15 protein-coding genes are annotated in these 17056 nt (G+C 60.6%); 10 read left to right on the forward strand and 5 right to left on the reverse strand.

The window, feature by feature from the left end; genetic code table 11:
* Positions 1-50: 50 nt before the first annotated feature.
* The 8 genes from ACZYR5_RS06950 (at position 51) to fdhA (ending at position 10135) form a co-directional block, all read left to right on the forward strand.
* A complete protein-coding gene (locus tag ACZYR5_RS06950) occupies positions 51-767 on the forward strand; it encodes a TraX family protein (RefSeq protein ID WP_489088593.1) in 717 nt (238 codons plus the stop codon).
* Between the two features lie 320 nt (positions 768-1087).
* Positions 1088-2341 carry a serine hydroxymethyltransferase gene (locus ACZYR5_RS06955; protein ID WP_027617101.1) on the forward strand — a complete coding sequence of 418 codons (1254 nt, stop codon included), beginning with the start codon at positions 1088-1090 and terminating at the stop codon, positions 2339-2341.
* A gap of 22 nt (positions 2342-2363) precedes the next feature.
* A complete protein-coding gene (locus tag ACZYR5_RS06960; protein ID WP_003206307.1) occupies positions 2364-3614 on the forward strand; it encodes a sarcosine oxidase subunit beta in 1251 nt (416 codons plus the stop codon).
* 14 nt (positions 3615-3628) lie between these two features.
* Complete coding sequence (locus tag ACZYR5_RS06965; protein WP_489088592.1) at positions 3629-3958, forward strand: sarcosine oxidase subunit delta; 330 nt, start codon at positions 3629-3631, stop codon at positions 3956-3958.
* On the forward strand, positions 3955-6972 hold the full coding sequence (locus tag ACZYR5_RS06970; RefSeq protein ID WP_489088591.1) for a sarcosine oxidase subunit alpha: 3018 nt from the start codon (positions 3955-3957) through the stop codon (positions 6970-6972). Before ACZYR5_RS06965 ends, ACZYR5_RS06970 begins: the two co-directional genes overlap by 4 nt.
* Positions 6973-7119: 147 nt before the next feature.
* A complete protein-coding gene (locus ACZYR5_RS06975) occupies positions 7120-7752 on the forward strand; it encodes a sarcosine oxidase subunit gamma (RefSeq protein WP_489088590.1) in 633 nt (210 codons plus the stop codon).
* A gap of 129 nt (positions 7753-7881) precedes the next feature.
* Positions 7882-8739 carry a formyltetrahydrofolate deformylase gene (purU, locus tag ACZYR5_RS06980; RefSeq protein ID WP_489088589.1) on the forward strand — a complete coding sequence of 286 codons (858 nt, stop codon included), beginning with the start codon at positions 7882-7884 and terminating at the stop codon, positions 8737-8739.
* A 196-nt stretch (positions 8740-8935) separates the two neighbouring features.
* Positions 8936-10135 carry a formaldehyde dehydrogenase, glutathione-independent gene (fdhA, locus tag ACZYR5_RS06985; RefSeq protein WP_489088588.1) on the forward strand — a complete coding sequence of 400 codons (1200 nt, stop codon included), beginning with the start codon at positions 8936-8938 and terminating at the stop codon, positions 10133-10135.
* Between the two features lie 54 nt (positions 10136-10189).
* Here the strand turns inward: fdhA and ACZYR5_RS06990 are convergent, their stop codons facing one another.
* The 3 genes from ACZYR5_RS06990 to ACZYR5_RS07000 form a co-directional block, all read right to left on the reverse strand.
* Positions 10190-11263, reverse strand: a complete 1074-nt coding sequence (locus ACZYR5_RS06990) for an RHS repeat-associated core domain-containing protein (protein WP_489088587.1) — start codon at positions 11261-11263, stop codon at positions 10190-10192.
* A gap of 317 nt (positions 11264-11580) precedes the next feature.
* Entirely contained in the window at positions 11581-12603 is a 1023-nt protein-coding gene (locus ACZYR5_RS06995; protein ID WP_489088586.1) for an RHS repeat-associated core domain-containing protein, read from the reverse strand.
* 106 nt (positions 12604-12709) lie between these two features.
* Positions 12710-12982, reverse strand: coding sequence for a hypothetical protein (locus ACZYR5_RS07000; RefSeq protein ID WP_489088585.1), 273 nt, complete (start codon positions 12980-12982; stop codon positions 12710-12712).
* Between the two features lie 517 nt (positions 12983-13499).
* On the opposite strand from ACZYR5_RS07000, the gene ACZYR5_RS07005 reads away from it, so the two are divergent.
* Positions 13500-14045 carry a DUF2780 domain-containing protein gene (locus tag ACZYR5_RS07005; protein WP_489088584.1) on the forward strand — a complete coding sequence of 182 codons (546 nt, stop codon included), beginning with the start codon at positions 13500-13502 and terminating at the stop codon, positions 14043-14045.
* Positions 14046-14051: 6 nt separating this feature from the next.
* On the opposite strand, the gene yihG is transcribed toward ACZYR5_RS07005, so the two are convergent.
* Positions 14052-14939: a 1-acylglycerol-3-phosphate O-acyltransferase, YihG family gene (yihG, locus tag ACZYR5_RS07010; protein ID WP_489088583.1), complete on the reverse strand. Its 888-nt coding sequence runs from the start codon at positions 14937-14939 to the stop codon at positions 14052-14054.
* A gap of 311 nt (positions 14940-15250) precedes the next feature.
* Between yihG and rloA2 the strand changes: the two genes are divergently transcribed.
* Positions 15251-15754: a retropepsin-like aspartic peptidase RloA2 gene (rloA2, locus tag ACZYR5_RS07015; protein WP_489088582.1), complete on the forward strand. Its 504-nt coding sequence runs from the start codon at positions 15251-15253 to the stop codon at positions 15752-15754.
* Positions 15755-15855: 101 nt separating this feature from the next.
* Here the strand turns inward: rloA2 and ACZYR5_RS07020 are convergent, their stop codons facing one another.
* Complete coding sequence (locus tag ACZYR5_RS07020) at positions 15856-16896, reverse strand: RHS repeat-associated core domain-containing protein (protein ID WP_489088581.1); 1041 nt, start codon at positions 16894-16896, stop codon at positions 15856-15858.
* Positions 16897-17056 lie beyond the last annotated feature (160 nt).

Raw genomic sequence — 17056 nt, forward strand, 5'->3', positions numbered from 1 at the left:
GGGGCGCGTGCGACGTGTCTGTCAGAAAGATCCACTGTCGAAGGGTGATTATGCACGCGACGCAACGCGATGGTGCACTCGATCTGCTGAAATGGCTGGCGCTGTTGTGCATGGTGCTCGATCACCTGCGCTACATCGGTTATGCCATCGATTGGCTGTACGTGCCCGGGCGCCTGGCATTTCCCTGGTTCTGCCTGGCGATGGCGGCCAACCTGGCGCGCGGGCAGGCCACGACAGGCGGCCTGCCGTGGCGTTATCTGGGTTGGTTGCTGCTGTTCAGCGCGCTGAGTGAAATCCCCTACCGGCTGTTTATTGCCGATGCCGACACGCTGAATGTGATGCCGACCCTGGTGCTGGGCCTGCTGGTGGCGCGTGGTTGGCAGGCGCCGACCCTGCAGGCGCGTGGGCTGGCACTCGGCGCATTGGTGCTGGCGGCAGTGTTTTCGTCGCAACTGATGTTCGGCTTGTTCGGTGTGCTGCTGCCGCTGGCGACGTTGCTGGTGTTGCGCCGGCCCTGGTATTTCGCCCTGCTGCCAGGGTTGATCTGCCTGGCAGCCAATCAATGGCAGGTGCTGTACTACTCGATTCGGTTGGGCAGTCACGTGGCGATGGCGGCGGTGGTCAGTTGCCTGATTGCGCCCGGGGTGGGGCTGTTCCTTTTGCGACATGTAAAGGACGTAAAACCACCGCCGATGCGTCGATGGGCGTATGGGCTTTATCCCGTGCATTTTGTGATTCTGCTCGCAGTGCGACAGGCCATCACATAACCCTTGGGAAAAATGCATAACCCTGTAGGAGCTGGCTTGCCAGCGATATCGGTGGGGCAGCCGCCATCTGTGTTGAATGTGCCACCGCCTTCGCTGCGGTGCGGCGTCCCGACAAGCCAGCTCCTACAAGGGTTATCGGGTGTACTTGCGATGGCATTCCAGCCGGTCATTTCACGCCATGTCGTAAACGCACCTTTGCGTGGCGCCCATAGGCATTTGACCTCCCTTGGCCGGCCATACCATCGCTCTCAAAGGGCAGCACCGAAAGGCGCGTGCCTTATCGAGACGAATGGCGCACCGCCGCCGCTGGGAGAGACGCGATGTTCAGCAAGCAAGACCAGATCCAGGGTTACGACGATGCACTGCTGGCGGCGATGAATGCCGAGGAGCAACGCCAGGAAGATCACATCGAGCTGATCGCGTCAGAGAACTACACCAGCAAGCGCGTCATGCAAGCGCAAGGCAGCGGCCTGACCAACAAATACGCCGAAGGCTACCCGGGCAAGCGCTACTACGGTGGCTGCGAGCACGTCGACAAGGTCGAAGCCCTGGCCATCGAGCGCGCCAAGCAACTGTTCGGTGCCGACTACGCCAACGTCCAGCCGCACTCCGGTTCGTCGGCCAACAGCGCGGTGTACCTGGCCCTGCTGCAAGCCGGCGACACCATCCTCGGCATGAGCCTGGCCCACGGCGGTCACCTGACCCACGGCGCCAAAGTGTCGTCCTCGGGCAAGCTGTATAACGCCGTGCAGTACGGGATCAACACCGACACCGGGCTGATCGATTACGACGAAGTCGAGCGCCTGGCCGTCGAGTGCCAGCCGAAGATGATCGTGGCCGGCTTCTCCGCCTACTCCAAGACCCTCGACTTCCCGCGCTTCCGGCAGATCGCCGACAAGGTCGGCGCACTGCTGTTCGTCGACATGGCCCACGTTGCCGGTCTGGTCGCTGCTGGCCTGTACCCGAACCCGATTCCGTTTGCCGACGTGGTCACCACCACCACCCACAAGACCCTGCGTGGTCCGCGTGGCGGGCTGATCCTGGCCAAGGCCAACGAAGAAATCGAGAAAAAACTCAACGCTGCCGTATTCCCCGGTGCCCAGGGCGGCCCGCTGATGCACGTGATCGCCGGCAAGGCCGTGTGCTTCAAGGAAGCGCTGGAACCTGGCTTCAAGGCCTACCAGCAACAAGTGATCGACAACGCCCAGGCGATGGCGAGCGTCTTCATCAAACGTGGCTACGATGTAGTGTCCGGCGGTACCGACAACCACCTGTTCCTGGTCAGCCTGATCCGTCAGGGCCTCACCGGCAAAGAGGCGGACGCTGCACTGGGTCGCGCCCACATCACCGTGAACAAGAACGCCGTGCCGAACGATCCACAGTCGCCATTCGTCACCTCGGGCCTGCGCATCGGCACCCCGGCGGTGACCACCCGCGGCTTCAAGGTTGCGCAGTGCACGGAACTGGCCGGCTGGATCTGCGACATCCTCGACAACCTCGGCGATGCCGATGTCGAGGCCAATGTCGCCAAGCATGTCGCGGCCCTGTGTGCAGACTTCCCGGTTTATCGCTGAGTCGGTCTTGGAGTAAATGACTATGCAACGCTACTCGGGCTTCGGCCTCTTCAAACACTCACTCAGCCACCACGAAAACTGGCAGCGCATGTGGCGCACGCCGACCCCGAAAAAAGTCTACGACGTGGTCATCGTCGGCGGTGGCGGGCATGGCCTGGCGACCGCCTACTACCTGGCCAAAGAGCACGGCATCACCAACGTGGCCGTGGTCGAGAAAGGCTGGCTGGGCGGCGGTAACACCGCGCGCAACACCACCATCGTTCGCTCCAACTACCTGTGGGACGAGTCGGCGCACCTGTACGAACACGCGATGAAACTGTGGGAAGGCCTGTCCCAGGACCTCAACTACAACGTGATGTTCTCCCAGCGCGGCGTCTACAACCTGTGCCACACCCTGCAGGACATTCGTGACTCCGAGCGTCGGGTCAGCGCCAACCGCCTCAACGGCGTCGACGGCGAACTGCTCAACGCCAAACAAGTGGCCGACGAGATTCCGTACCTCGACTGCTCGAAAAACACCCGTTACCCGGTGATGGGCGCCACCGTCCAGCGTCGCGGCGGCGTGGCCCGTCACGATGCCGTGGCCTGGGGCTTTGCCCGGGCTGCTGACGCCCTCGGCGTGGACCTGATCCAGCAGACCGAAGTGATCGGTTTCCGCAAGGAAAACGGCGTGTGTATCGGTGTCGAAACCAACAAGGGCTTCATCGGCGCCAAGCGCGTCGGCGTGGTCACGGCCGGTAACTCCGGGCACATGGCCAAGCTCGCCGGTTTCCGTCTGCCGATCGAATCCCACCCGCTGCAAGCGCTGGTGTCGGAGCCGATCAAGCCGATCATCGACAGCGTGATCATGTCCAACGCCGTGCACGGTTACATCAGCCAGTCCGACAAGGGCGACCTGGTGATCGGCGCCGGCATCGACGGCTACAACGGCTACGGCCAGCGCGGTTCGTACCCGGTGATCGAGCACACCATCCAGGCCATCGTCGAAATGTTCCCGGTGCTCTCGCGAGTGCGCATGAACCGCCAGTGGGGCGGCATCGTCGACACCACGCCGGACGCCTGCCCGATCATCTCGAAAACCCCGGTGCCGAACATGTTCTTCAACTGCGGTTGGGGCACCGGTGGCTTCAAGGCCACGCCGGGCTCGGGCAACGTGTTTGCCGCCAGTCTGGCCAAGGGTGAAATGCACCCATTGGCCGCACCGTTTTCCATCGACCGTTTCCACAACGGCGCCCTCATCGACGAACACGGCGCTGCTGCCGTCGCCCACTAACAGGAGACTCTTCCATGTTGCATATCTTCTGTCCTCACTGCGGCGAACTGCGCTCCGAAGAGGAATTCCACGCATCCGGCCAGGCGCACATTCCGCGCCCGCTGGACCCGAACAGCTGCACCGACGAGGAGTGGGGCGACTACCTGTTCTTCCGTGACAACCCCCGTGGTCTGCACCACGAGTTGTGGGATCACGTTGCCGGCTGCCGTCAGTATTTCAACGTCACCCGCGACACCGTGACCTACGAGATTCTCGAAACCTACAAGATCGGCAGCAAGCCGCAGTTCACCGACAAGACTGAAAGTCCGAAAGCGGCCGCGCAGGCTCTGGGAGCGAAGGTATGAGCCAGATCAATCGCCTGTCCAACGGTGGACGGATCGACCGCAACAAAGTGCTGAGCTTCACCTTCAACGGCCAGAGCTACAAAGGCTTCGAAGGCGACTCGCTGGCCGCTGCATTGCTGGCCAACGGCGTGGATATCATCGGTCGCAGCTTCAAGTATTCCCGTCCTCGCGGGATCTTCGCCGCTGGCTCCGAAGAGCCGAACGCCGTGCTGCAGATCGGCGCCACCGAAGCCACCCAGATTCCCAACGTGCGCGCCACGCAACAGGCGCTGTACCAGGGTCTGGTTGCCACCAGCACCAACGGCTGGCCGAGCGTCAACAACGACATGATGGGGATTCTCGGCAAGGTCGGCGGCAAGCTGATGCCGCCGGGTTTCTACTACAAAACCTTCATGTACCCGCAATCGTTCTGGATGACGTACGAGAAGTACATCCGCAAGGCCGCCGGCCTGGGTCGCTCGCCGACCGAGAACGATCCGGACACCTACGACTACATGAACCAGCACTGCGACGTACTGATCGTCGGTGCCGGTCCTGCCGGCCTGGCCGCAGCCCTGGCCGCTGCACGCAGCGGTGCGCGGGTGATCCTTGCCGATGAACAGGAAGAGTTCGGCGGCAGCCTGCTGGATTCCCGTGAAAGCCTCGACGGCAAGCCGGCCATCGACTGGGTCGCCAGTGTCATCGCTGAGTTGAAAGACACCCCGGACGTGCTGCTGTTGCCGCGCGCCACGGTCAACGGCTACCACGACCACAACTTCCTGACCATTCACGAGCGCCTCACCGACCACCTCGGCGACCGTGCGCCAATCGGCCAGGTGCGCCAGCGCATCCACCGGGTTCGCGCCAAGCGCGTGGTCCTGGCGACCGGTGCTCACGAGCGTCCGCTGGTCTATGGCAACAACGACGTGCCGGGCAACATGCTCGCCGGTGCGGTCTCGACTTACGTGCGCCGTTACGGCGTGGCACCGGGCAAAAAGCTGGTGCTGTCGACCAACAACGACCACGCCTACCGCGTTGCCCTGGATTGGCTCGACGCCAGCCTGCAAGTGGTGGCAATCGCCGACGCCCGCAGCAATCCGCGTGGCGCGCTGGTGGAAGAAGCACGCGCCAAGGGCATCCGCATCCTTACCGGCAGTGCCGTGATCGAGGCCCGTGGCAGCAAGCACGTGACCGCTGCTCGCGTCGCCGCGATCGACGTCAAGGCTCACACCGTGACCAGCCCCGGCGAGTGGCTGGAATGCGACCTGGTTGCCAGTTCCGGCGGCTACAGCCCGGTGGTGCACCTGGCTTCGCACCTCGGTGGCAAGCCAATCTGGCGGGAAGACATTCTCGGTTTCGTGCCGGGTGAAGCACCGCAGAAACGCGTGTGCGTGGGTGGTATCAACGGTGTCTACGGCCTCGGCGATTCACTGGCCGACGGTTTCGAAGGCGGCGTTCGTGCAGCCTCTGAAGCGGGCTTCCAGTCGGTCGAAGGGGTGTTGCCAAAAGCCCTGAGCCGTCACGAAGAGCCGACCCTGGCGCTGTTCCAGGTGCCCCATGAAAAGAACACCGCACGGGCGCCGAAGCAATTCGTCGACCTGCAGAACGACGTCACCGCCGCCGCCATCGAACTGGCGACCCGCGAAGGCTTCGAATCGGTCGAGCACGTCAAGCGCTACACCGCGCTGGGCTTCGGCACCGACCAGGGCAAGTTGGGCAACGTCAACGGCCTGGCCATCGCTGCTCGCTCGCTGAACGTGACCATCCCGCAGATGGGCACCACCATGTTCCGCCCGAACTACACCCCGGTGACCTTCGGTGCTGTGGCCGGCCGTCACTGCGGGCACATCTTCGAGCCCGTGCGCTACACCGCGCTGCATCACTGGCACGTGAAGAACGGTGCCGAGTTCGAAGACGTCGGCCAGTGGAAACGTCCGTGGTACTTCCCGCGCAACGGCGAAGACCTGCAAGCGGCGGTCAAGCGTGAGTGCCTGGCAGTGCGTGAAAGCGTCGGCCTGCTGGACGCCTCGACCCTGGGCAAAATCGACATCCAGGGTCCGGACGCTCGCGAGTTCCTCAACCGCGTCTACACCAACGCCTGGACCAAGCTCGACGTGGGCAAGGCGCGTTACGGCCTGATGTGCAAGGAAGACGGCATGGTCTTCGACGACGGGGTGACGGCGTGCCTCGCCGACAACCACTTCGTCATGACCACCACCACCGGCGGCGCAGCGCGCGTGCTGCAGTGGCTGGAGATCTACCACCAGACCGAATGGCCGGACCTCAAGGTGTACTTCACCTCGGTCACCGACCACTGGGCGACCATGACCCTGTCCGGGCCGAACAGCCGCAAGCTGCTCAGCGAAGTCACCGACATCGACCTGGACAAGGACGGCTTCCCGTTCATGACCTGGAAGGAAGGCCTGGTGGGCGGCGTGCCGGCGCGGGTGTTCCGGATTTCGTTCACTGGCGAACTGTCGTACGAAGTCAACGTGCAGGCCGACTATGCGATGGGCGTGCTGGAGAAAATCGTCGAGGCCGGCAAGAAGTACAACCTGACCCCGTACGGCACCGAGACCATGCACGTGCTGCGGGCCGAGAAGGGCTTCATCATCGTCGGCCAGGACACCGACAGTTCGATGACCCCGGACGACCTGAACATGGGCTGGTGCGTCGGTCGCACCAAACCGTTCTCGTGGATTGGCTGGCGCGGCATGAACCGTGAAGACTGCGTGCGTGACCAGCGCAAACAGTTGGTCGGGCTCAAGCCGATCGACCCGACCAAGTGGCTGCCGGAAGGTGCGCAGCTGGTGTTCAACACCAAGCAGGCGATCCCGATGACCATGGTCGGTCACGTGACCTCCAGCTACGCCCACAACTCCCTCGGCTATTCGTTTGCCATGGGCGTGGTCAAAGGCGGCCTCAAGCGCCTCGGCGAGCGCGTGTTCGCACCGTTGGCCGATGGCAGCGTGATCGAGGCGGAAATCGTTTCTTCGGTGTTCTTCGATCCGAAAGGTGAACGCCAGAACGTTTAAGGCTCGGGTCCTGTGGGGTGCCGGCTGCCGCCTTCGCTGGCAAGCCAGCTCCTACAGGAGATCGCGTAACCCCTGTAGGAGCTGGCTTGCCAGCGAAGGCGCCAGAACAGTCTCCACAGGGCTAACAGAATTCAAAAAGGGTGCCTTATGACCGCAGCCAATGTTTACCAACAACGCCCAACCACCGGCGCCAAGGCCGAGTCGTCGCTGCACCATGCCGACCTCGCCAGCCTGGTCGGCAAGGGCCGCAAGAACGCCGGCGTGATCGTGCGTGAGAAAAAACTCCTTGGCCACCTGACCATTCGTGGCGACGGCCACGACGCGGCCTTCGCCGCTGGCGTGCACAAGGCCCTGGGCATCGAATTGCCGGGCGCCCTGTGCGTCATCGTCAAGGGCGACACCAGCCTGCAATGGATGGGCCCGGATGAGTGGCTGCTGATCGTGCCGAGCGGTGAAGAATTCGCCGCCGAGCAAAAACTGCGCGAGGCGCTGGGCGAGTTGCACATCCAGATCGTCAACGTCAGCGGCGGCCAGCAGATCCTCGAACTGAGCGGTCCGAACGTGCGCCAGGTGCTGATGAAATCCACCAGCTACGATGTACATCCCAACAACTTCCCGGTGGGCAAGGCGGTGGGCACGGTGTTCGCCAAGTCGCAACTGGTGATCCGCCACACCGCCGAAGACACCTGGGAACTGCTGATCCGCCGCAGCTTCTCCGATTACTGGTGGTTGTGGCTGCAGGATGCGTCGGCTGAATACGGCTTGAGCGTGCAGGCCTGAGATTGCCTTCGCTGGCAAGCCAGCTCCTACAGTGGACCGTGTCGCCGCATTGATTGGCGGTTCACATCGTCCCTGTAGGAGCTGGCTTGCCAGCGAAGAATCCAATAAACGAACAGGAGTCCCCGCACTATGAGCCGCGCCCCAGACACATGGATCCTCACCGCCGACTGCCCCAGCGTGCTCGGCACGGTGGACGCGGTGACGCGCTTTCTGTTCGAACAGGGTTGCTACGTCACCGAACACCACTCCTTCGATGACCGCCTTTCCGGGCGCTTTTTCATTCGCGTGGAATTCCGTCAGCCCGACGGTTTCGACGAGCAATCATTCCGTGCCGGCCTGGCCGCACGAGGGGCCAGCTTCGGCATGATCTTCGAACTGACGCCACCCCATTACCGGCCGAAAGTGGTGATCATGGTCTCCAAGGCTGATCACTGCCTCAACGACTTGCTCTACCGCCAACGCATCGGCCAATTGTCGATGGACGTCGCCGCCGTGGTCTCCAACCATCCGGATCTCAAGCCGCTGGCCGACTGGCACCAGATTCCCTACTACCATTTCCCCCTCGACCCCAACGACAAGCCGTCGCAAGAGCGCCAGGTGTTGCAGGTGATCGAGGAGTCCGGCGCCGAACTGGTGATCCTTGCACGCTACATGCAAGTGCTGTCGCCGGAACTGTGCCGCAAGCTCGACGGCCGGGCGATCAATATCCACCACTCGCTGCTGCCCGGCTTCAAGGGCGCCAAGCCGTATCACCAGGCCTACAACAAGGGGGTGAAACTGGTGGGTGCCACGGCGCACTACATCAACAACGACCTCGATGAAGGCCCGATCATCGCCCAGGGTGTCGAGGTGGTGGATCATAGTCACTACCCCGAGGATTTGATTGCCAAGGGACGGGATATTGAAGGCCTGACGTTGGCGCGGGCCGTTGGTTATCACATTGAGCGACGGGTGTTCTTGAACGCCAATCGCACGGTCGTTCTTTAGATTGTTATCGCCAGCAGGCTGGCTCCCACAGGGGATGTTCACAAATCTGCTGCCACCCCCAATCCACTGTAGGAGCTAGCCTGCTAGCGAAAGGGCCCTGACAGGCAACCCAAGAAACAGCATCTGTACCCGAGCACTTAACGCGTTGCCCCTTTTGGGTGACGCGGTTCCATAAAAACAACAGCGAGGTGAAAGCATGTCTGGCAATCGTGGTGTGGTGTATCTCGGCGCGGGCAAGGTCGAAGTACAGAAAATCGACTATCCGAAAATGCAGGATCCACGCGGCAGGAAGATCGAGCACGGTGTGATCCTGCGTGTGGTCTCCACCAATATCTGTGGTTCCGACCAGCACATGGTGCGCGGCCGTACTACCGCCCAGACCGGCCTGGTGCTGGGTCACGAGATCACCGGTGAAGTGATCGAGAAGGGCAGTGACGTCGAAAACCTGAAAATCGGCGACCTGGTGTCGGTGCCATTCAACGTTGCATGCGGGCGCTGCCGTTCCTGCAAAGAGCAACACACCGGCGTCTGCCTGACCGTCAACCCGGCGCGTGCCGGTGGCGCTTACGGCTACGTCGACATGGGCGACTGGACCGGCGGCCAGGCCGAGTACGTGCTGGTGCCGTACGCTGACTTCAACCTGTTGAAACTGCCGGATCGCGACAAGGCCATGGAGAAAATCCGCGACCTGACCTGCCTCTCCGACATCCTCCCCACCGGTTACCACGGTGCCGTCACCGCCGGTGTCGGCCCGGGCAGCACCGTGTACATCGCTGGCGCCGGTCCGGTCGGCCTGGCCGCTGCCGCCTCGGCACGCCTGCTCGGCGCTGCGGTGGTGATCATCGGGGACGTCAACACCATCCGCCTGGCCCATGCCAAGGCCCAGGGTTTTGAAATCGTCGACCTGTCCAAAGACGCCCCGCTGCACGAACAGATCGCCGAGCTGCTCGGTGAGCCTGAAGTCGATTGCGCCGTCGACTGCGTCGGCTTCGAAGCCCGTGGTCACGGCCACGACGGCGTGAAGCACGAAGCACCGGCCACGGTACTCAACTCGCTGATGGGCGTGGTCCGTGTAGCGGGCAAAATCGGCATCCCCGGCCTGTACGTCACCGAAGACCCGGGCGCGGTCGATGCCGCGGCGAAAATGGGCAGCCTGAGCATCCGCTTTGGCCTGGGCTGGGCCAAATCCCACAGCTTCCACACCGGCCAGACCCCGGTGATGAAGTACAACCGCCAGCTGATGCAGGCGATCATGTGGGACCGCATCAACATCGCCGAAGTGGTGGGCGTGCAGGTGATCAGCCTGGATCAGGCGCCGGAAGGGTACGGCGAGTTCGATGCCGGCGTGCCGAAGAAGTTTGTGATTGATCCGCATAAGATGTTTAGTGCGGCGTAAGTCGAGCGATGAATGAAGAGGGCGACTGGTGTCGCCCTTTTTTATGTTTTTGATTCAATATAAAAAGGCATTCGGATCATTGTTTCTCGGGCTATCGACGCTCCTAATTCGCTCGGCATTTTGGAACTGGGTCGCATACCGGTCCTCAGCAATAACTTGGGAATATGAGCGTAGGCCCGCTCGGCTACCAGGCTCTGGATTGGGCAGAATGTTGAAGTGAGGATTTACGGTTCCTGATCTATCCAAGATGGGCCGTGGCATAACAATGCTGTTGGTGACTATTGTGTCGCGTGAGTGGGCCCCCCCTGGAGCGCGTGGAAGGTCTCTGAAAGCATAATTTGCCGGGACTTTCACCCTAATTATGACGTTCAGTTGGCGCTGGGAAGTTTGCCTGGAATTTGCAACTGATGAGCCAGCGACGTCCCGTTGAGTAGCCTCCCAGTATGAAGGTGGGGGTGACCGATCTGCGACTGGAGTCAGGGCCGCTGCTCCGTTCTGAGGACTCGGTGCGTAATTGAAGGGCTGGGCTGTAGGGGGCGTGGGCTGTCTGAGGCCTAACCTATTCATCGCTCCCTTGAAGGCGCTCATTAAAAAATTGGAGTGCCCGTTAGGATCCTGGCGATTCACCGGATCACCCACGCAATACCCATAGGCATTCAACCCGCCCCGCCCGAAAGGACTCCAACTGTCCGGACAATGAAACCGCATCAACACCGGACTGAACGCCCGATACCCATTACCCAGCAAATAACACCCAGTCAGCGGATCGGGCTGTTCGCCGTTAAAGCCGAGCAGGCTGAGCAAGGCGTTCTCCGGGGCACGATGACCGTAGGGTGAATAGGCAAGTTGATGGCCGCGCGTGGCATCGAGCAGGGCCAGTACCGAGCGTTGCTGGTCGGTGGCGAGCAGGTGGGTGTGTAGCGTGCCGGCCTGGTGTTGCTGTTGAGCCAGCAGTTGACCCTCATGCTGCATCACCGAGTGCCGCAGCGCACCCTGGATTTCCGTAACCAGGCGCTGCTTGAGGTAGAAGCGCTGGCTGCTGGGCTGTTCGCCCAACGTGCACGTGGAGAGTGTATCCAGGGCTGAGTAGTGATATTGGCCCAGCAGGGTTTTGGGTTGATTGGACATCGGATGAGCTCCCTGAGCGAGGTGACGATGCAGGGTTTACTCTGGACCAATAAGGCGTATCTGCCTACTGACAGAACTGCTAGTCCTGCCCCATGCCGAAACGGCGTTATGATGTGGGGTTGGCTTGCAAGCGGCGGCCGATGACATCGAGCAGGTCGCAACCGTCGCGCAGGATTTTCAGCCCGGACCAAGCGCCGGAAGTGCGGGGGCAAGTTTAATGCGTGCGCACCTAAGCAGTTGATGATTGTTCCGTACGAGCTTTTGGGTATGACGTAAGGCCTTTGCATGACGGAAAAGGCGATGCAAACTCACTCATTTTAGTCGGGATAATAAATAGTGTTCCTAATATCGCTCATGAAAGTTTGAGGGGGGGAAGACCGATGAGCGGGTGGCTGACCACTATTGATTGACCTGCTAGGGCCTGATAGGTAAATCTGAATAGATCCGTCTGATTTGCGCTTGGAGATCTTGAAAGGCGCATCGTAAAGGGGGGGGTCAGAAGGGGATATTGATCTTGAGACGCTTGAGTTGAACCTCTTGAATCGTTCACTCACCTGTTCTTCCGGAATTGGATGGTCGTTTTTTATGTGTTGTCTTAATTCCTTGTATTGTTTTAAGCGTAAATCGTTGGAAAAAAGCTTTTCATCTCTGGCTGCAATGTAGCCATCCATTTGATAATAGTTATCGTCGACCCGAGCTGTATTGCCAGGTTGTTTTGCCATTCCTGAAAAAGCGGGGCTGGATGTATTTCGAGGTTGTTTTGTCATTCCTAGAAAAGCCCCCATTTTTTTGATTAATAGACCGAATAGTTTAATGTGACCCGACGGATCTGTATGATTCACCGGATCACCCGCGCAGTATCCATAAGCGTTCAACCCACCCTTCCCGAACGGGCTTAAATAGTCAGGGCTATTGAACCGCATCAACACCGGGTTGAATGCCCGATACCCATTGCCCAATAAATAGCATCCGGTCAGCGGGTCCGGCCGTTCGCCGTTGAAGCCGAGCAAGCTGAGCAGGCCGTTTTCCGGCGCGCGATGGCCGTAGGATGAATAGACCAGGTGGTGGCGCGTGGCATCGAGCAGGGCCAGTACCGAGCGTTGCTGGTCGGTGGCGAGCAGGTGGGTGTGTAGCGTGCCGGCCTGGTGTTGCTGTTGAGCCAGCAGTTGACCCTCATGCTGCATCACCGAGTGCCGCAGCGCACCCTGGATTTCCGTAACCAGGCGCTGCTTGAGGTAGAAGCGCTGGCTGCTGGGCTGTTCGCCCAACGTGCACGTGGAGAGTGTATCCAGGGCTGAGTAGTGATATTGGCCCAGCAGGGTTTTGGGTTGATTGGACATCGGATGAGCTCCCTGAGCGAGGTGACGATGCAGGGTTTACTCTGGACCAACCCGATGCTTCTGCCTACTGACAGAACTGCTAGTCCTGACCCATGCCGAAACGGCGTCAGGGCGTGGGGCTGGCTTGCAAGCGGCGGCCGATGACATCGAGCAGGTCGCAACCGTCGCGCAGGGTTATGGCCAGCAATTGGGCGATGTCGCGAGGGACCATCGTATCGTTGCTGCGATGTGCGTCAGCGGCAAGATGTTCCAGCCATTGGGTGACGGTGCGGATGCGCTGGGCGGCGTTTTCGTGGAGGACGTCGAGGGGCGCCAGGGTGTCGATGAGCCGGGCGGCGGGGGTGCAGTCGATGCCGGTGATGGGTTGGTAGCGGTTCATGGATGATGTCTCCGGTATGAGTCCGTTGCATAAGTGCATGGAGCTTTCACCGTTGTATTTCCGAGTCGCCAAACCCGAGTCGCCCTTGCGGGGAGCAGCAAGGAGCAGGGGCGCCAAAACCTGTCAGACAAACGCTGAACACTGTGGGAGCGAGCTTGCTCGCGAAGAACCTGAGGCCGCCGGGTGTATTCAGGATGGGCGCGTTTTGGTTGGCGATCATCGCGAGCAGGCTCGCTCCTACAGTGGATTTACGTCGTTCGCAAATGCGCTGAAGCATGCAAAAACTGTGGGAGCCAGCCTGCTGGCGATGAGGTTAATGCGGTGTGGCAGATGGCCTCATCGCTAGCAGGCTAGCTCCCACAGGGTTTGTGTTCGATCACAAGAACTGCGTATACCGTGCTGAGGTAACCACCCGGCAGAAATCCTACGTTAATCGCGGAACAATCCCCGCTGCTTTTGAGTCAAAATGCCAGCTTTACGCCCGTTCCAGGGCATTTTCCGGTTCAGGAGTTTTTTGATGAAAATTGCACGCGGTTTTGTTTTGGCTTCGCTAATGACCGTGGCGGCCGGCCCGGTGTTTGCCGGCTTCAGCCTCAACGACGTGGCGGGTGCAGTCGCCGGTATGCAAGGTGGCGACAAGGCGGCAGCCGTCGCACCGACGCCGCAGACCGCCGAACTGTTGAGCGCCCTGACAGCGCTGAACGTTGAGCCGGGGCAAGCCATCGGAGGCACCAGCGCGATGCTCGGCCTGGCGAAAAACAAGCTGAGCGCCAATGACTACGCCGAACTGGCCAAGAGCGTACCGGGCATCGACAAGCTCTCCGGTGGCAGTGGCAACCTTGGCCAACTGGCCGGCCTGCTCGGATCGTCGGGCAAGGCCGCCGGCCTGGAAAACGCCCTGGGCAACGTCAAGGACACCAATGACCTGAACACCGCCTTCAGCGCCCTGGGCATGGACAGCGGCATGGTCGGCCAGTTTGCCCCGATCCTCCTGCAGTACCTGGGTAACCAAGGCGTCGCCGGCAACCTGTTGACCAGCCTGGGCAGCATCTGGGGCGTGTAATTCGCCTCAGTCACGCTCGGCGCGCAAGGCGTCGATGCGTGCGTCTTTCTCGCTCCAGAGCTGGTTGACCCAGTTCTGGAGACGTTGGCGAAACGCCGGATCGCTTTCGTAATCGCCCTGCCACAGCGCCGGGTCCAGCTCGCGGGTCTTGATGTCGATGATCACCCGGGGCACCGCGCCGCTGATCAACTCCCAGAACCCCGGAATCTTCGCCTGTGGATAAACCACGGTGACGTCGAGCATGGCGTCCAGCTGCTCACCCATCGCCGCCAACACAAACGCCACGCCACCCGCCTTGGGTTTGAGCAAATGCGTGAACGGCGACTGCTGCTGGTCGCGCTTGGCCAGGGTGAAGCGCGTGCCTTCGAGGTAATTGACCACCGTCACCGGTTGGCGCTTGAACAGCTCGCAGGCGGCCTTGGTGATTTCCAGGTCCTTGCCTTGCAGGTGCGGGTGCTTTTGCAGGAAGGCCTTGCTGTAGCGCTTCATGAACGGGTAATCCAGCGCCCACCAGGCCAGGCCGAGGAAGGGCACCCAGATCAGTTCCTTTTTCAGGAAGAACTTGAAGAACGGCGTGCGCCGGTTGAGGGTCTGGATCAGCGCCGGAATGTCGACCCACGACTGATGGTTGCTGACCACCAGGTACGAGGTGTCGACCTGCAGGCCTTCACCGCCACGGATGTCCCACTGGGTGGGAATGCACAGGGCAAAAATCAGCTTGTCGATTTCCGCCCAGGTTTCGGCGATCCACATCACTGCGCCGCTGGCGACATCGCGACCACGGCCGGGCAGGATCAATTTGAGCAGGGCAAACACCAGTAACGGACCGATCAGGACCAGGGTGTTGAGCAACAGCAGCAGGGTGACGAAACAGCCGGTGAGCAGGCGGCGCATAGGGAACTCTTGCAAGCGGGTGGACGGGTCATGATAAGCAGCTTCGGTGATTAGGCCAAATCAGCGGGCTGACGAATGTTTCACAGGTTGGGGGGTATGTTGGGGTGATGTTCATGGGTTGGGTGGCTGTGGTGAATGTGCCGGCCTCTTCGCGAGCAGGCTCGCTCCTACAGTCAATCCGTGTGTGTTGCGGATCACCTGTAGGAGCGAGCCTGCTCCGGGCGGCGTTCCGACGATGCGATCCAAAGAACGAACCAATCCATTTCGGACGGTCTAAAATCCCGCTGTCCTACTTTCAGGGAATCCACCACGTGAAATCCGTTCTCGCACTGTTATCCCTCCTGGCCCTCCCGGTGATGGCCGCCGAGCCGACCCTGTATGGCCGCTACGAATACATCAAGTTGCCGGAAATCGGCGGCGAGGTGCTCAAGGCCAAGATGGACACCGGCGCCCTTACGGCTTCGCTGTCGGCCAAGGACATCGAGACCTTCACCCGCGATGGCGAGGATTGGGTGCGCTTCCGCCTGGCCACCAAGGACGCGAGCAACAAGGTCTACGAACACAAGATCGCGCGGATCAGCAAGATCAAGACCCGCTCCGAAGAGGACCAGGACGAAGAAGTGGTCGCACCGAGCAAGCGCCCGGTGGTCGACCTGGAACTGTGCCTGGGCGACGTCAAGCGCACGGTCGAGGTCAACCTGACTGACCGCAGCAGCTTCAACTACCCGCTGTTGATTGGCGCCAAGGCGCTGCGCGAGTTTGGCGCGGCGGTGAATCCGGCGCGGCGGTTTACGGCGGATAAGCCGGAGTGTTGAGTGGACAGAGCGAGGGCCGAATCCGGCTCGGCGGTTGACGGCTGACAATGGCTGCAGCCGCCGAACAAGGTGATCGGCGACTGCCTATCATCACTCAACTCTTAAAATAAGTAGTCGTAGCCGTCGGCTACCAGTCCATTTCTAATTTTATCGACCTTTGAATCGTTGTGACTGTGGCGTGCAAGGCGCTTTGCTGATTCATATTTGCCGTATCGTTTTCTTGCTTCTTCGGTGAGCGGTTTTTTAGCAGGGGCGGCGGGTTTCGTTTCGAAGGGTACTTTGAGTGCGCCTTTAGAATTCAATGTTGGTTTATCAGCCCAGTAAGCTTTCCAGTCTTCCTTTGACGCAAACCCATCTCTTTTCCATTGGGGAGGACGTTTAGGTGGCGCGATCCGGTCGAGACTCTCATACGAACCACTCCTCATGACTGAACGCGGGGGGGCACTGGGAAAGTCTGCAAGCGAGGGAGCGCTGGGGTCGCGTGTTGGGCCAGCGGTGTACAGGTTAGATTCTCGATTAAGGCGTGTCCGAGTAATCATGGGTGACGCTGGTGCTTGAGTTGGTTTTTTGGATGTGCGCCAAAACAACAACTTGTTCCAAAAACCCTTAACATGCCCCGATGGATCGACTCCATTAACAGGATCTCCCCCACAATACCCGTAGGCGTTAATCCCGCCCTCTCCAAATGGACTCAAACCATCCGGGCTGTTAAACCGCATCAATATCGGATTGAACTGCCGATAGCCATTGCCCAAGTGATAATGCCTGGTCACCGGGTCGGGGTTTTCGCCATTGAACCCGAGCAAGTTGAGCAAACCATTGAGCGCCGGACGATGGCCGTAGGCCGAATAGGCGATAGGGTTGAGTCGATTGCCCTCCAGGGCATTGAGTACGGAGCGCGGTTGATTGGTTGCCAGCAAGGTGGTGGTCGCGTCCGTGCCTAGACGATGTTGCTGAGCCAGCAATTGGTCGTCGTGCTGGAAGATGCTCCAGCGTGCAGCGCCCTGCATTTCCGTGGCCAGGCGATTCTTGCAAAGAAAGCGCTGGAGGGCGGGTTGCTGAACTATCGTACAGCCGCTCTGGCGGTCCAGAGGGTCGTAGTGATAGCGGCACAGCTCGGTACTCTTGGGTGAGTCAGGCATGGGCAACGCTCCGTGCAGGGGCCAGTGGCATTGCCTCAAGCATCGGCGCTTTGTCAGCCTTTGCCTACTAGCAGAACTGCTAGGTATTACAGACCGAGCCGCCATTTCAGATTTGCCCGATTGACGCCGCCCCCCACCTGGGGCACCGTTCGCCCACCTC

The sequence above is a fragment of the Pseudomonas sp. F007 genome (genome assembly GCF_057814275.1).

Bases quoted from the DNA above. Each gene is read 5' to 3' on its own strand.
- ACZYR5_RS06950 (WP_489088593.1), top strand. From the start codon at position 51: ATGCACGCGACGCAACGCGATGGTGCACTCGATCTGCTGAAATGGCTG.
- ACZYR5_RS06955 (WP_027617101.1), top strand. From the start codon at position 1,088: ATGTTCAGCAAGCAAGACCAGATCCAGGGTTACGACGATGCACTGCTG.
- ACZYR5_RS06960 (WP_003206307.1), top strand. From the start codon at position 2,364: ATGCAACGCTACTCGGGCTTCGGCCTCTTCAAACACTCACTCAGCCAC.
- ACZYR5_RS06965 (WP_489088592.1), top strand. From the start codon at position 3,629: ATGTTGCATATCTTCTGTCCTCACTGCGGCGAACTGCGCTCCGAAGAG.
- ACZYR5_RS06970 (WP_489088591.1), top strand. From the start codon at position 3,955: ATGAGCCAGATCAATCGCCTGTCCAACGGTGGACGGATCGACCGCAAC.
- ACZYR5_RS06975 (WP_489088590.1), top strand. From the start codon at position 7,120: ATGACCGCAGCCAATGTTTACCAACAACGCCCAACCACCGGCGCCAAG.
- purU (WP_489088589.1), top strand. From the start codon at position 7,882: ATGAGCCGCGCCCCAGACACATGGATCCTCACCGCCGACTGCCCCAGC.
- fdhA (WP_489088588.1), top strand. From the start codon at position 8,936: ATGTCTGGCAATCGTGGTGTGGTGTATCTCGGCGCGGGCAAGGTCGAA.
- ACZYR5_RS06990 (WP_489088587.1), bottom strand. From the start codon at position 11,263: ATGTCCAATCAACCCAAAACCCTGCTGGGCCAATATCACTACTCAGCC.
- ACZYR5_RS06995 (WP_489088586.1), bottom strand. From the start codon at position 12,603: ATGTCCAATCAACCCAAAACCCTGCTGGGCCAATATCACTACTCAGCC.
- ACZYR5_RS07000 (WP_489088585.1), bottom strand. From the start codon at position 12,982: ATGAACCGCTACCAACCCATCACCGGCATCGACTGCACCCCCGCCGCC.
- ACZYR5_RS07005 (WP_489088584.1), top strand. From the start codon at position 13,500: ATGAAAATTGCACGCGGTTTTGTTTTGGCTTCGCTAATGACCGTGGCG.
- yihG (WP_489088583.1), bottom strand. From the start codon at position 14,939: ATGCGCCGCCTGCTCACCGGCTGTTTCGTCACCCTGCTGCTGTTGCTC.
- ACZYR5_RS07020 (WP_489088581.1), bottom strand. From the start codon at position 16,896: ATGCCTGACTCACCCAAGAGTACCGAGCTGTGCCGCTATCACTACGAC.